At 70.2% G+C, this 13,283-nt stretch carries 16 protein-coding genes and 3 tRNA genes; 5 read left to right on the forward strand and 14 right to left on the reverse strand.

The window, feature by feature from the left end; all coding sequences use genetic code 11:
* Positions 1-111: 111 nt before the first annotated feature.
* From rplL to B9S57_RS24480, 7 genes are all read right to left on the reverse strand, one after another.
* Positions 112-495 (reverse strand): 50S ribosomal protein L7/L12, encoded by a 384-nt coding sequence (gene rplL / locus B9S57_RS24450; protein WP_103517760.1) that lies wholly within the window; start codon positions 493-495, stop codon positions 112-114.
* A gap of 85 nt (positions 496-580) precedes the next feature.
* Positions 581-1,144, reverse strand: a complete 564-nt coding sequence (gene rplJ, locus B9S57_RS24455; protein WP_103517761.1) for a 50S ribosomal protein L10 — start codon at positions 1,142-1,144, stop codon at positions 581-583.
* A gap of 397 nt (positions 1,145-1,541) precedes the next feature.
* The gene (gene rplA, locus B9S57_RS24460) at positions 1,542-2,264 is read right to left on the reverse strand and encodes a 50S ribosomal protein L1 (RefSeq protein ID WP_103517762.1); all 723 of its coding nucleotides are present in this window, start codon (positions 2,262-2,264) and stop codon (positions 1,542-1,544) included.
* Between the two features lie 84 nt (positions 2,265-2,348).
* Positions 2,349-2,783 carry a 50S ribosomal protein L11 gene (gene rplK, locus B9S57_RS24465; protein WP_010058817.1) on the reverse strand — a complete coding sequence of 145 codons (435 nt, stop codon included), beginning with the start codon at positions 2,781-2,783 and terminating at the stop codon, positions 2,349-2,351.
* A gap of 177 nt (positions 2,784-2,960) precedes the next feature.
* Complete coding sequence (gene nusG / locus B9S57_RS24470) at positions 2,961-3,860, reverse strand: transcription termination/antitermination protein NusG (RefSeq protein ID WP_103517763.1); 900 nt, start codon at positions 3,858-3,860, stop codon at positions 2,961-2,963.
* A 76-nt stretch (positions 3,861-3,936) separates the two neighbouring features.
* Positions 3,937-4,224 carry a preprotein translocase subunit SecE gene (gene secE / locus B9S57_RS24475; RefSeq protein ID WP_103517764.1) on the reverse strand — a complete coding sequence of 96 codons (288 nt, stop codon included), beginning with the start codon at positions 4,222-4,224 and terminating at the stop codon, positions 3,937-3,939.
* 106 nt (positions 4,225-4,330) lie between these two features.
* Positions 4,331-4,403 (reverse strand) — tRNA-Trp (locus B9S57_RS24480).
* A 213-nt stretch (positions 4,404-4,616) separates the two neighbouring features.
* On the opposite strand from B9S57_RS24480, the gene B9S57_RS24485 reads away from it, so the two are divergent.
* Positions 4,617-5,843, forward strand: a complete 1,227-nt coding sequence (locus B9S57_RS24485) for a pyridoxal phosphate-dependent aminotransferase (RefSeq protein WP_103517801.1) — start codon at positions 4,617-4,619, stop codon at positions 5,841-5,843.
* 187 nt (positions 5,844-6,030) lie between these two features.
* Positions 6,031-7,044, forward strand: a complete 1,014-nt coding sequence (locus tag B9S57_RS24490; RefSeq protein ID WP_103517765.1) for an adenosine deaminase — start codon at positions 6,031-6,033, stop codon at positions 7,042-7,044.
* Here B9S57_RS24490 and B9S57_RS24495 read toward each other — a convergent pair.
* A complete protein-coding gene (locus B9S57_RS24495; RefSeq protein WP_103517766.1) occupies positions 7,037-7,618 on the reverse strand; it encodes a TetR/AcrR family transcriptional regulator in 582 nt (193 codons plus the stop codon). The two genes, B9S57_RS24490 and B9S57_RS24495, sit on opposite strands and share 8 nt — an antisense overlap.
* Positions 7,619-7,705: 87 nt before the next feature.
* Here B9S57_RS24495 and B9S57_RS24500 point away from each other — a divergent pair, with 87 nt between their 5' ends.
* Positions 7,706-8,341: an NAD(P)-dependent oxidoreductase gene (locus tag B9S57_RS24500; RefSeq protein WP_103517767.1), complete on the forward strand. Its 636-nt coding sequence runs from the start codon at positions 7,706-7,708 to the stop codon at positions 8,339-8,341.
* A 30-nt stretch (positions 8,342-8,371) separates the two neighbouring features.
* Here the strand turns inward: B9S57_RS24500 and B9S57_RS24505 are convergent, their stop codons facing one another.
* The 6 genes from B9S57_RS24505 to B9S57_RS24530 form a co-directional block, all read right to left on the reverse strand.
* The gene (locus tag B9S57_RS24505) at positions 8,372-9,427 is read right to left on the reverse strand and encodes a UDP-N-acetylmuramate dehydrogenase (protein WP_103517768.1); all 1,056 of its coding nucleotides are present in this window, start codon (positions 9,425-9,427) and stop codon (positions 8,372-8,374) included.
* Positions 9,428-9,535: 108 nt separating this feature from the next.
* Positions 9,536-9,964, reverse strand: coding sequence for a MaoC family dehydratase (locus B9S57_RS24510; RefSeq protein WP_103517769.1), 429 nt, complete (start codon positions 9,962-9,964; stop codon positions 9,536-9,538).
* The gene (locus B9S57_RS24515) at positions 9,964-10,416 is read right to left on the reverse strand and encodes a MaoC family dehydratase N-terminal domain-containing protein (protein ID WP_103517770.1); all 453 of its coding nucleotides are present in this window, start codon (positions 10,414-10,416) and stop codon (positions 9,964-9,966) included. Before B9S57_RS24515 ends, B9S57_RS24510 begins: the two co-directional genes overlap by 1 nt.
* Before the next feature lie 111 nt (positions 10,417-10,527).
* Positions 10,528-10,692, reverse strand: a complete 165-nt coding sequence (gene rpmG / locus B9S57_RS24520; RefSeq protein WP_003956487.1) for a 50S ribosomal protein L33 — start codon at positions 10,690-10,692, stop codon at positions 10,528-10,530.
* Positions 10,693-10,781: 89 nt separating this feature from the next.
* A tRNA-Met gene (locus tag B9S57_RS24525) sits at positions 10,782-10,854 on the reverse strand.
* A 45-nt stretch (positions 10,855-10,899) separates the two neighbouring features.
* Positions 10,900-10,972: transfer RNA gene (locus B9S57_RS24530), tRNA-Thr, on the reverse strand.
* 307 nt (positions 10,973-11,279) lie between these two features.
* On the opposite strand from B9S57_RS24530, the gene B9S57_RS24540 reads away from it, so the two are divergent.
* Together B9S57_RS24540 and B9S57_RS24545 are read left to right on the forward strand one after the other, a co-directional pair.
* Positions 11,280-12,500 carry an amidohydrolase family protein gene (locus B9S57_RS24540; protein WP_103517772.1) on the forward strand — a complete coding sequence of 407 codons (1,221 nt, stop codon included), beginning with the start codon at positions 11,280-11,282 and terminating at the stop codon, positions 12,498-12,500.
* A gap of 34 nt (positions 12,501-12,534) precedes the next feature.
* Complete coding sequence (locus tag B9S57_RS24545; protein ID WP_103517773.1) at positions 12,535-13,191, forward strand: SDR family oxidoreductase; 657 nt, start codon at positions 12,535-12,537, stop codon at positions 13,189-13,191.
* Positions 13,192-13,283: the final 92 nt, after the last annotated feature.

Below are 13,283 nucleotides of genomic sequence, written 5' to 3' on the forward strand. Positions count from 1 at the left end.
CCGCCGGGGGCACGCCAAAGGGCGACCACCCGGATGGGTGATCGCCCTTTGCTGTGGGACATCCCCGCCTCACGGCAGGGGCTGTCCCACGGAGTCAGATGACTCGCAGGGTCACTTGACCTCGACGGAGGCGCCGGCGCCCTTGAGGGACTCGGCAGCCTTCTCGGCGGCCTCCTTGGCGACCTTCTCGAGGACGGGCTTCGGGGCGCCGTCGACGAGGTCCTTGGCCTCCTTGAGACCCAGCGAGGTCAGCTCACGCACGACCTTGATGACCTGGATCTTCTTCTCGCCGGCACCCGTGAGGATGACGTCGAACTCGTCCTGCTCGGCCTCGGCCTCGGCGGCGGGGCCACCAGCGGCGGGACCGGCAACGGCGACGGCCGCGGCGGCGGTGACGTCGAACTTCTCCTCGAAGGCCTTCACGAACTCGGAGAGCTCGATGAGGGTGAGCTCCTCGAACTGGGCGAGCAGGTCTTCCTGGCTGAGCTTCGCCATGATGGCGTCCTTCCACTAATTCGGCAGGTGCCGGATGTATATGTAGGCGGGCGTACGGGCCCGCTGCGAGCCGTGGAGCGGAGTGTTACTCCGCCACCTCGGCGTCGGCGGGAGCCGGGGTACCGGCACCGCCCTGCTCGGCCTTCTTGGCGCGAAGCGCTTCCGCGGTGCGGACGAACTTCGACGGCAGAGCCTGGAAGAGCTGCGCAGCCTGAGTCTGCTTGCCCTTCATGGCGCCGGCCAGCTTGGCGAGCAGAACCTCGCGGGACTCGAGGTCCGCGAGCTTCTTGATCTCATCGGCGGACAGCGCCTTACCGTCAAGGACACCGCCCTTGATGATGAGGTTGGGGTTGTCCTTGGCGAAGTCACGAAGACCCTTCGCCGACACCACCGGGTCACCGGTGACGAAGGCAACCGCCGTCGGACCCGAGAACAGGTCGTCCAGCGTGTCGATCCCGGCCTCGTTGGCCGCAATCTTGGTCAGCGTGTTCTTCACCACGGCGTACTGGGCGTTCTCACCGAGCGAACGGCGCAGCTCCTTGAGCTGTGCCACGGTGAGACCCCGGTACTCGGTCAGCACGGCGGCGTTCGAGCTGCGGAACTGGTCCGTCAGCTCGGCTACCGCGGCAGCCTTGTCGGGCCTTGCCATGAGCGTCGGCCTCCTTCCGGGTGATGAGGACCGCTCAGAAGGGGCCGGAAAAGACGAAACGCCCCGGCGCAGGCGCCAGGGCGTAGCTCGACCGGACGAATCCGGGAGCTTTCCACAGTCACCTGCGCAGGTCGCCCGTTCTTGACGGATCCTTCGGTCGCCGTTCCCTCTTACGAGGACCCGGCAACGACCAGCGGTCTTTGGCTTCCTGGTGAGCGTACGCGACCGGGGCCGTCCGGAGCAAATCCGTCCCGGTTCGACCGGTGCGAGAGGTTTAGGCGCCCCTCAGGCGGCTCACGGACTCCCCCGTACGTACGAGGACGGGCCCCGCACCCTCCGAAGAGGCTGCGGGGCCCGTCCCATGCCGTGACCGCGGCTACCGGATGAGCACAGAGGCTCAGACGGCGGCCGGGTCCTCCTCGACGAGGAGGTTGCGCACGCGGTTGGCGTCCAGCGGGATGCCGGGGCCCATCGTCGTGCTCATGGTCGCCTTCTTGATGAAGCGACCCTTCGCGGCGGACGGCTTCAGACGGAGGATCTCCTCCAGGGCGGCGCCGTAGTTCTCGACCAGCTTCGTGTCATCGAAAGAGGTCTTTCCGATGATGAAGTGCAGGTTCGAGTGCTTGTCGACGCGGAACTCGATCTTTCCGCCCTTGATGTCGTTGACAGCCTTGACGACATCGGGGGTGACGGTGCCGGTCTTCGGGTTCGGCATCAGACCACGCGGACCGAGCACGCGGCCCAGGCGGCCGACCTTGCCCATGAGGTCCGGCGTGGCGACGACGGCGTCGAAGTCCAGACGGCCCTTCGCCACCTCGTCGATGAGCTCGTCGGCGCCGACGATGTCGGCGCCCGCGGCTTCCGCGGCCGCAGCACGGTCACCGGTCGCGAAGACCAGGACCCGGGCGGTCTTGCCGGTGCCGTGCGGGAGGTTCACGGTGCCACGGACCATCTGGTCGGCCTTGCGAGGGTCAACACCCAGGCAGAACGCGACCTCGACGGTGCCGTCGAACTTGGTGGCGGCGGTGTCCTTGGCGATACGGACGGCCTCGAGCGGGGCGTACGTACGCTCCCGGTCGATCTTCGCGTCCGCAGCGCGGAGGTTCTTGCTGCGCTTCACATCTACTCCTGATGATTTTTCAGAGTGTGGAGTCGTGGTGCGGACCAGCGCTTGGTCCTACCACTGTGGGGCTACGGGGCTGACTCAGCCTTCGACCGTGATGCCCATGGAACGGGCAGTGCCAGCGATGATCTTCGACGCGGCGTCGAGGTCGTTGGCGTTCAGGTCGGGGAGCTTGGTCGTGGCGATCTCGCGGACCTGGGCGGCCGTGAGCTTGGCGACCTTGGTCTTGTGCGGCTCGCCGGAGCCCTTGTCCACACCCGCGGCCTTGAGGATCAGCTTGGCGGCCGGCGGAGTCTTCGTGATGAAGGTGAAGGAGCGGTCCTCGTAGACCGTGATCTCCACCGGCACGACCATGCCACGCTGCGACTCGGTCGCGGCGTTGTAGGCCTTGCAGAACTCCATGATGTTGACGCCGTGCTGGCCCAGTGCGGGACCGACCGGCGGCGCCGGGTTGGCCGCACCGGCGTTGATCTGGAGCTTGATAAGCCCCGTGACCTTCTTCTTCTTGGGAGGCATTGCTCTCTCCGGGTCCTAGTGAGAGTGTTTCGCCGCCATTCCGGTCATCCGGATGGAGGCATACCGCACAACGATAACGGGTATAGCTGCGCGACCAAAAACCGAGCAGGTCAGACCGGCTGCGAAGCCTGTCTGACCTGCTCGGTAGGCATGTGTCCAGAAGCGGCGGAAAGGCCGTCAGTTCTTCTGGATCTGGTCGAAGCTGAGCTCGACCGGGGTCTCGCGACCGAAGATCTCGACGAGGCCCTTGACCTTCTTCGAGTCGGCGTTGATCTCGTTGATCGTCGCCTGAAGGGTCGCGAACGGGCCGTCGGTGACGGTGACCGAGTCGCCCACCTCGAAGTCCAGGACCTGGACCTCGACCTTGCGGGCCGGAGCCGGCTTGCCCTCGGCCTCGGCCGCCTCGCGGGCCGCCTTCTCCTCGGCCTCGGGGGCGAGCATCTTGACGATCTCGTCCAGGGTCAGCGGGTACGGGTCGTAGGCGTTGCCCACGAAGCCGGTGACGCCCGGCGTGTTGCGGACAACACCCCAGGACTCGTTCGTCAGGTCCATGCGCACCAGGACGTATCCCGGGAGCTTGTTCTGACGGACGTTCTTCCGCTCACCGTTCTTGATCTGGACGATCTCTTCCTCGGGCACCTCGGCCTGGTAGATGAAGTCCTCGACGTTGAGCGAGACGGCGCGCTGCTCCAGGTTGGCCTTCACGCGCTTCTCGTAACCGGCGTACGTGTGGATGACGTACCACTCGCCGGGAAGTCCGCGCAGCTCCTCGCGGAGGGCGGTGACGGCGTCGACGGGGGCGGCCGGCTCGGCCTCCTCGTCAGCCACTTCGTCCTCGGCGGGCTCGGCCTCTTCGTCGGCCTCGGCGGGCGCGTCGGCCTCGGCGGGCGCGTCGGCCTCTTCGGACTCGGCGCGCACGGCGTCCTGCTCGGCGGGCTCACCCGCGGCGGCGTCAGCAGCTTCGACCTGGTCCGGGGCCACGGCATCCGCCGCCTCGACGATGTCGAGCTGGTCCTCGGCGGACTCGACGGCGCTCGCCGTGGGCTCGGCGTCGTCGTTCAGGTTCGGGTCAGACACGATGGCTGCTTCTTCCTGGATACATATGGGTGGAACACGCGAAAAAGGGGCGCCTGTGGGGCGCCCTTCGCGAGGATCAGCCGAAGACGTACTTGATGACCCGCGCGAATCCGAAGTCAATCACGGTGACGAGGCCGATCATCACGACCACGAATGCGATGACCACGGCGGTGTAGGTCGTGAGCTGGTTGCGCGTCGGCCATACGACCTTGCGGAGCTCGGCGACGATCTGGCGGTAGAACAGCGCGAGACGGCCCAGAGGGCCCTTCTTGCCGCGCTTGCCGCCCTTCCGGGCCTTCTTCTTCGACTCGGGGGCTTCGTCCTCGGCATCAGGCATGTCGATGGAGCCCACGGCGTCCGTCACGCTACTCACCTGATTCCGGGTCGTGGCCGTGCCGCGCCCGGTGGAGCCGCACGGCGGTGCATTGAAGTACGTACATGCGCACACATCCTGGCGAAGGAGTGTGTAGCAGGGCCGGAGGGACTTGAACCCCCAACCGCTGGTTTTGGAGACCAGTGCTCTACCAATTGAGCTACGACCCTTTGTGGTTTCCACCAACCTACCGCATCTCCCCCGGTGGGCCGGTGGGGAAACGGTGCGGCTGATGAAGGCCAACGACAGGTGAGTGTACGTGCTCAGCGGCCTCGCGTCGAACAGACAACAACCGACCGGTCCTGTCCGGATGCTGTCCGGGTCCTGTCCGGTCCCTGAAACCCCTGTGCCCGGGCCTTTTCCGGTCTGCGAGCATGGGGGGCATGAGCGCTGCAACTTCTCCGTCCGAGCGCCGGGTCTCGGCCCGCATCGGTGCGATCTCCGAGTCCGCCACCCTCGCCGTCGACGCCAAGGCCAAGGCCCTGAAGGCCGCCGGGCGTCCGGTGATCGGCTTCGGCGCCGGCGAGCCCGACTTCCCGACCCCCGATTACATCGTGGACGCCGCGATCGAGGCGTGCCGCAACCCGAAGTACCACCGCTACACCCCGGCGGGCGGGCTCCCCGAGCTCAAGGCCGCCATCGTGTCGAAGACGCTGCGCGACTCCGGCTACGAGGTCGACGCCTCCCAGGTCCTGGTGACCAACGGCGGCAAGCAGGCCATCTACGAGGCCTTCGCCGCCGTCCTCGACCCGGGCGACGAGGTCATCGTCCCCGCCCCGTACTGGACCACCTACCCCGAGTCGATCCGTCTCGCCGGTGGTGTCCCGGTCGAGGTCGTCGCCGACGAGACCACCGGTTACCGCGTCTCGGTCGAGCAGCTCGAAGCCGCGCGCACCGAGCGCACCAAGGTCGTCCTGTTCGTGTCGCCCTCGAACCCGACGGGCGCCGTCTACAGCGAGGCCGACACCGAGGCGATCGGCCGCTGGGCCGTCGAGCACGGCCTGTGGGTCATGACCGACGAGATCTACGAGCACCTCGTCTACGGTGGCGCGGCCGCCGCCTCGCTCCCCGCCGTCGTGCCCGAGCTGCGCGACAAGTGCATCGTGGTCAACGGCGTCGCGAAGACCTACGCCATGACCGGCTGGCGGGTCGGGTGGATCATCGGCCCGAAGGACATCGTGAAGGCCGCGACCAACCTGCAGTCGCACGCCACCTCCAACGTCAGCAACGTCGCGCAGGCCGCCGCGCTGGCCGCCGTGTCGGGCCCGCTGGACGCCGTCGCCGAGATGCGGAGCGCCTTCGACCGTCGCCGCAGGACGATCGTGCGCATGCTCAACGAGATCGAGGGCGTCCTCTGCCCCGAGCCCGAGGGCGCGTTCTACGCGTACCCGTCGGTGAAGGGCCTGCTGGGCAAGGAGATCCGCGGCAAGCGCCCGGCGGACTCCGCCGAGCTCGCCGCCCTCATCCTGGACGAGGCCGAGGTGGCCGTGGTGCCGGGCGAGGCCTTCGGCACGCCGGGCTACCTGCGGCTCTCCTACGCGCTGGGCGACGACGACCTCGTCGAGGGCGTCTCGCGGCTCCAGAAACTGCTGGGCGAGGCCCGCGACTGACGCTCCTCACCTGAAGAAGGGCCCCCTGGCCAGGGGGCCCTTTTTTGTTCGAACCGTAATCCCATAAAGGAATCCCTTCACCGCGTCGGCCCACAAGGGGAAGATGTCTGTCTCGCGGCTACCCGACCCGAGGGTGACGTTCCCTCCACCTGGTCGGCCGGCGGAAAATCCCTGCGAAGATTCAGGGATGGAGCGTGACGTAAGGCTGTTGCCCAAGGCCCACCTGCACCTGCACTTCACCGGGTCGATGCGGCCGACGACCCTGCTCGAACTGGCGGACAAGTACGGGGTCCGTCTGCCCGAGGCCCTGACCGGCGGCGAGCCGCCCCAGCTGCGTGCGACCGACGAGCGCGGCTGGTTCCGCTTCCAGCGCCTCTACGACATCGCGCGGTCCTGTCTGCGTTCTCCCGAGGACATCCAGCGGCTCGTGCGCGAGACCGCCATGGAGGACGTCGCCGACGGTTCCGGGTGGCTGGAGATCCAGGTCGACCCCACCTCGTACGCCCCGCTGCTCGGGGGGCTCATCCCGGCCATCGAGATCATCCTGGACGCCGTGGACAGCGCGGCCCGGGAGACCGGCCTCGGGATCCGGGTGGTCATCGCCGCGAACCGGATGAAGCATCCGCTGGACGCCCGGACGCTGGCCCGGCTCGCCGTGCGCTACGCGGACCGGGGGGTCATCGGCTTCGGGCTCTCCAACGACGAACGCCGCGGGATGGCCCGCGACTTCGACCGCGCCTTCGCCATCGCCCGTGAGGGCGGTCTGATCGCGGCGCCGCACGGCGGTGAGCTCTCGGGCCCTTCCAGCGTCCGGGACTGCCTGGACGACCTCGACGCGGCCCGGATCGGGCACGGCGTACGGGCGGCCGAGGATCCGAGGCTGCTGCGCAAGCTCGCCGAGCGGGGCGTGACCTGCGAGGTCTGCCCGGCGTCCAACGTGGCGCTCGGCGTCTACGAGAAGCCCGCGGACGTACCCCTGCGCACTCTGTTCGATGCGGGGGTGCCGATGGCGCTCGGCGCGGACGACCCGCTGCTCTTCGGCTCGCGGCTGGCCGCGCAGTACGACCTCGTGCGCCGTCATCACGCGTTCACCGACGAGGAGCTGGCCGAGCTGGCGCGGCAGTCCGTGCGGGGGTCGGTGGCTCCCGTCGAGGTGCGGGAGAGACTGCTGGGCGGGATCGACGCCTGGCTCGCTAGCTGATGCCGCCCAGCAGGGTGCGCGCGAGGGACGCGGCGAAGTCGTCCAGCGGCTGCGGGGTTCCGCCCGCCGCGTAGGCGAAGGCGCGTTGCGCGCAGGCGCCCAGCAGCAGCGAGGCCGCGGCATAGGTGTCCGCCCCGGGGGCGACGCGGCCTGCCCGCTGCTCGGCGCGGAGATAGGCGTCGAGGCCTTCGATGGGCTTGTGCGGGCCTGCGCCCATCTCGCGCATCGCCTCGTCGTGGCGGTGCTTGAGCCGGGGGTCGGCGTGGAGCGAGGCGAGCACCGGGAAGCTCTGCTCGTAGAAGAGCGCCGCCTGGCGGGCGACCTCGGTGAGATTCCGCTCCAGCTCCCCCCTGCCCGGTTCCAGGTCGCTCAGGAGGGGGCCCAGCTTCGGCATCCGTTCGCCGAGAACGGTCACGAAGAGCTCCTCCTTGCTCCGGAAGTACTTGTACAGCGCCGCCTCGGAACAGTCGGCTGCCCTGGCGATCTCCTTCGTCGTCGTCCGGGCGAGGCCGATGCCGAGCATGAGCTCGTGCGCCGCGTCGATGATGCGGATGCGGGCCGGCTTCTGCTCCATGCGTGCTCCAGAAAGGCTTGACGAGGGGGTGAGCGTCCACTCACCCTAGGGGTAAGTGAATACTCACTCACTCGAAGGGCGTGTGCCATGAGGATCACCGTGTTCGGCGCGACCGGGGCCATCGGCCAGGAGATCGTGCGGCAGGCGCTCTCGGCGGGGCACGAGGTGACGGCGGTGGTCCGCGACCCCGGCCGCCTCCCGGAAGGGCTGCGCGAAAGCGGACCGGACGGGGTCGTGCCGCTGGGCGACGCGGCTGCCGTGCGGGCGGCCGTCGCGGGGCGGGACGCCGTGCTGTCGGGGCTCGGTGCCCGGGGCCGGAAGGCCGGCGACGTCGCGGAGCGGCTCACCCGGCAGGTGCTGGGGGCGATGGAGGCGGAGCACGTGCGGCGGCTGCTGGTGGTGAGCGCGGCACCGGTCGGCCCGGAGCCGGCGGACGACCCGCTGCTGGACCGGGCGGTCCGCACGGTGATCGGCGCGGTCCTCAAGGAGGTGTACGCGGATCTGACGCGGATGGAGGCCGCCCTGGCCGCCAGCGCCACGGAGTGGACGTCGGTGCGTCCGCCGAAGCTCACGAACGGCCCGCTGACAGGGACGTACCGGACGGTCGTGGGCGGCACGCCCCGCAGCGGGCGGTCCATCGCGCGGGCCGACGTGGCCCACGCGATGCTGGCGCTGATCGACGACCCGGCCTCGGTGAAGCAGGGCGTGGGCGTCGCCTACTGATCGCCGCCGCGGGGCCGCCCGAAGAACGACCTACAGGCTGACGCCGACCGTCACCGGCTCGTTGACCAGGGTGACCCCGAAGGCCTCGTGGACCCCTGCGACGACCTCGCGGGCCAGGGCCAGCAGGTCCTCGGTGGTCGCCCCTCCACGGTTGGTGAGGGCGAGCGTGTGCTTGGTGGAGATGCGGGCGGGCCCCGTCCCGTAGCCCTTGGTGAAGCCCGCCTTGTCGATGAGCCAGGCGGCCGAGGTCTTCACCTGTCCGTCGCCCGCGGGGAAGGCCGGGGGTGTGGTGTCCGCCCCCAGGCGCTCGGCGGCGCGGGCCAGGAAGGCCGCGTGCTCCGCCTCGTCGAGGATCGGGTTGGTGAAGAAGGACCCGGCCGACCAGGTGTCGTGGTCCTCCGGGTCCAGCACCATGCCCTTGCCCGCCCGCAGCCGGAGGACGGTCTCGCTGGCCGAGGCGGCGGGAACGCGCTCGCCCTGCTCGACGCCCATGGCCCTGGCCGTCTCCGGGTAGCGGAGCGGCGCGGACAGGCCGCCCGCGTCCTCCAGCCCGAAGCGGACACGGAGCACGACGAAACGGTCCGGCTCGGCCTTGAAGCGGCTGTGGCGGTAGGAGAACGCGCAGGCCTCGTTCGGGAGGGTGACCGTCTCCCGGGTCCGCCGGTCGTAGGCGACGACCTCGGTGATGACCGAGGACACCTCCTGGCCGTAGGCGCCGACGTTCTGGATCGGTGTCGCCCCGGCCGACCCGGGGATCCCGGCGAGGCACTCGATCCCGGCCAGCCCCGCCTCGACCGTACGGGCCACGGCGTCGGTCCAGACCTCGCCGGCGGCGAGTTCGAGCGCCGCACCGGAGAGCTCGAAGCCCTTCGTCGCGATGCGGAGGGCCGTTCCGTCGAAGCCCTTGTCGCCGATGACCAGGTTGGAGCCGCCGCCGATGACCAGGAGCGGGGTGCCGCTGTCGTCGGCTTCGCGGACGGCCGCGATCACCTCGGCGTCGGTGGTGGCCGTCAGGAGGCGGCCGGCCGGTCCGCCGAGCCGGAAGGTGGTCAGGGGGGCGAGGGGGGCGTCGTGGAGTTCCTGCACGGGGACAAGAGTACGGTCCGCGGCCCCGTCGTCCGGGTGGGGCCACGGAGCGCGCGGAGGGCGCCCTCCGAGGAGAGCGCCCTCCGGCCCGTCACGTGCGGCTCCGCGTCAGGCCAGGCGGACGACGGCGCGGGACATGCCCAGCACCTTCTTGCCGTCGCTCATCGCCGTCAGGTCGACCCGCACCAGGTTGTCGTCGAGCTTCGCGGCGACCTTGCCGCTGACCTCGATCAGCGCCCCGGTGCCGTCGTTCGGCACGACGACGGGCTTGGTGAACCGCACCCCGTACTCGACGACCGCGCCCGGGTCACCGGCCCAGTCCGTGACCACACGGACCGCCTCGGCCATGGTGAACATGCCGTGCGCGATCACGTCCGGCAGTCCGACCTCCGTCGCGAACTTCTCGTTCCAGTGAATCGGGTTGAAGTCACCGGAGGCGCCCGCGTACTGCACCAGGGTGGCCCGCGTCACCGGGAACGACTGCGCCGGCAGCTCCGTGCCGACCTCGACGGCCCCGTAGGCCATGCTCGCCGTCATCACGCCTCCTCGGCGGCGCGCGCCACCAGCTTCGTCCACGCGGTCACCACGTGTTCACCGGACTCGTCGTGCACCTCGCCGCGGATGTCCAGGATGTCGTTGCCCGCCATCGTCTTGACGGCCTCGATGGTGGAGGTGACCGTCAGCCGGTCCCCCGCCCGGACGGGGCGCCGGTAGGCGAACTTCTGGTCGCCGTGCACCACACGGCTGTAGTCCAGGCCCAGCTGGGGGTCCTCGATCACCTGGCCCGCGGCCTTGAAGGTGATGGAGAAGACGAACGTGGGGGGTGCGATCACGTCCGAGTGCCCGAGAGCCTTGGCGGCCTCCGGATCCACGTACGCGGGATTGGTGTCACCCACCGCTTCCGCGAACTCCCGGATCTTCTCCCGGCCGACCTCGTACGCCGGGGTGGGCGGATAGGTCCGCCCCACGAAGGACTGGTCGAGCGCCATGAGCCCGGTACCTCCTGATGAAAGTCGAATGGGGCGGGGAACCACCCCAACCACCAGATAAAACGACACGAGGCCGCCCCCAGTGGGGACGGCCTCGTGTACGAGCCTGTTTCAGCGCGTTTCGCGGTGCGCAGTGTGTGAGTTGCAGCGCGGGCAGTGCTTCTTCATCTCAAGACGGTCCGGGTTGTTACGCCGGTTCTTCTTGGTGATGTAGTTCCGCTCCTTGCACTCCACGCAGGCCAGCGTGATCTTCGGGCGGACGTCGGTGGCAGCCACGTGAGTGCTCCTTGGACGGACGGATGGACGGATGAACGCATAAAAGAGTAGCCGATCGAAGGACCGACCCCACAATCGGCTACCGTTAGTAGCGGTGACCGGACTTGAACCGGTGACACAGCGATTATGAGCCGCTTGCTCTACCGACTGAGCTACACCGCTTTGATGCCGGGCTTCCCCGCCGAAGCGGAGTCACCCGATCACCAGAGCCCCAATGCGGAATCGAACCGCAGACCTTCTCCTTACCATGGAGACGCTCTACCGACTGAGCTATTGGGGCGAGCGAGGAAGACATTACACGGTCTCTCGCCGATCGCCCAAATCCGTTTCCGGTGCCCTCGCCGGGCCCCGCACGGACCCCCGTCCGGCACCCGCCGCCACCCCCCTGATCAGGCCCTTGATCAGCACGTACGCGATCTCCGCGGACGACCGCGAGACCCTCCGGACGCTCCCGTCCCGGCTCGCGCCCGCCGCCGCCCCACAGAGCCACATTCGTACGACTAATTCGCTCCTCCGCGGAGTGGGCGGAGCGCGCCCCTAGGCTCGGCGACCCTGCGTGATCATGAATTCCCTCCAGGAGCGGCGCGATGCCCGACAGCCACAGCGAGGCGCCCGCACTCCTCCTCAGCGGGGCCAGGCTCGCGGACGGGCGCACCGTCGACGTGCGGATCGACGGCCCGCACATCGAGGCCGTCGGCACGGCGGGCAGCCTCACCACCCGGGGGACCCGACTGGACCTGCGCGGGTACCTCCTGCTGCCCGCCCCCGCCGAAGCCCACGCCCACGCGGACACGGCCCTCACCGGCACCGTGACGGGCCCGCCGTCCTACCGGCCCGAGGACGTGCGGCGCCGCGCCACGGAGGCCGCGCTGCTCCAGCTCAGCCATGGGGCCACCGCGGTGCGCGCCCACGTGCGCGTCGGCGACGTACAGGGCCTCGGCTCCCTCGAAGGCGTCCTGGGGGCCCGCCGCTCCCTGCGCGGCCTCACCGAGCTGACCGCCGTCGCCGTGCCCCGGCTCCTCACCGGCGTCGCGGGTGCCGACGGGCTCGCCGCGCTCCGTGACGCACTGGACGTGGGCGCGGGCGTGGTCGGCGGCTGCCCCGACCTCGATCCCGATCCCGCCGGCCACACCGAGGCGGTCCTGGAGCTCGCCGCCGCCCACGGTCTGCCCGTGGACCTGCACACCGACGGCGACGACCCCGCCCGGCTCGCGCGGCTGGCCGCCATGGCGGGCGGGCTCCGCCCGGGCGTCTGCCTGGGCCCCTGCGCGGGCCTCTCGCGGCTTCCCGCCGACGAGGCGGCCCACATCGCCGACCGGCTCGCCGCCGCCGCCGTCACGGTGGTCTGCCTGCCGCAGGGCGGCTGCTCCGGCACCCTGCTCCGCGGGAGTCCGCCCGTACGACTGCTGAGGGCGGCCGGGGTGCGGGTGGTGGCGGGCGGCGGGGCCCTTCGTGACAGCTCCAACCCCGTCGGCCGCGGCGACCCCCTGGAGGCCGCCTACCTGCTCGCCTCCCAGGACGGGCTCGGCCCGGAGCAGGCCTACGACGCCGTCTCCGCCACCGCCAGGGCGGCTCTGGGCCTGCCGGGGGTGCGCATCGAGGCGGGCTTCCCCGCCGAGCTGCTCGCCGTACGCGGGGAGGGGCTGGCCGGCGCCCTCTCCCTCGCGTACAGCCGCATCGTGGTGCACCGGGGACGCGTGGTGGCACGGACCAGCGCCGTACGCGAGTACTGCGACTCCGAGGCCGCGGCCGCCCTGGACCTCCCCCGGCAGGGACGCACCGATTCCGGCCCCGTCAGCGGGCCTTGAGCGCGAGCGCCTCGCACGGCGTACGGTCGGAGGCATGCGCATTGTCATTGCAGGTGGACATGGTCAGATCGCGCTGCGGCTGGAGCGTCTGCTCGCCGCGCGCGGTGACGAGTCGGTGGGCGTCATCCGCAACCCTCAGCACGGCGAGGACCTGATGATGGCAGGGGCCGAGCCCGTCGTCCTCGACCTCGAATCGGCGTCCGTCGAGGACGCTGCGGAGGTCCTTCGCGGAGCGGACGCGGCGGTCTTCGCGGCCGGTGCGGGCCCGGACAGCGGCTCGGCGCGCAAGGACACGGTGGACCGCGGAGCCGCCGTGCTCTTCGCCGACGCGGCGGAACGCGCGGGGGTGCGCCGCTACCTCGTGGTGTCCTCCATGGGCGCCGACCCCGGTCGCTCCGGCGACGAGGTCTTCGACATCTACCTGCGGGCCAAGGGCGAGGCGGACGCGTACGTACGCTCCAGGAGCGGCCTGGACTGGACGATCCTGCGACCCGGAATGCTGACGAACGACGCCGGTACCGGTCAGGTGCTCCTCTCCGCGTCGACGGGCCGCGGCCCGGTCCCCCGCGACGACGTGGCCGCGGTGCTCGCGGAGCTGCTGGACACCCCGGCCACCGCGGGCCTGACGCTGGAGCTGATCAGCGGGTCCACGCCGGTGACGGTCGCGGTGAAGGACGTCGCGGGGAACTGAGAAGGCCCCTCCGCCGTTGTACCGCTCCACGTCGATGACGCTCCGCGGGCCGGTCCCGTGGAGCAGCACCGGCCGTGGCGGCGCCCTTGGGC

It is taken from the genome of Streptomyces sp. SM10 (assembly GCF_002910915.1).
GTDB lineage: Bacteria > Actinomycetota > Actinomycetes > Streptomycetales > Streptomycetaceae > Streptomyces.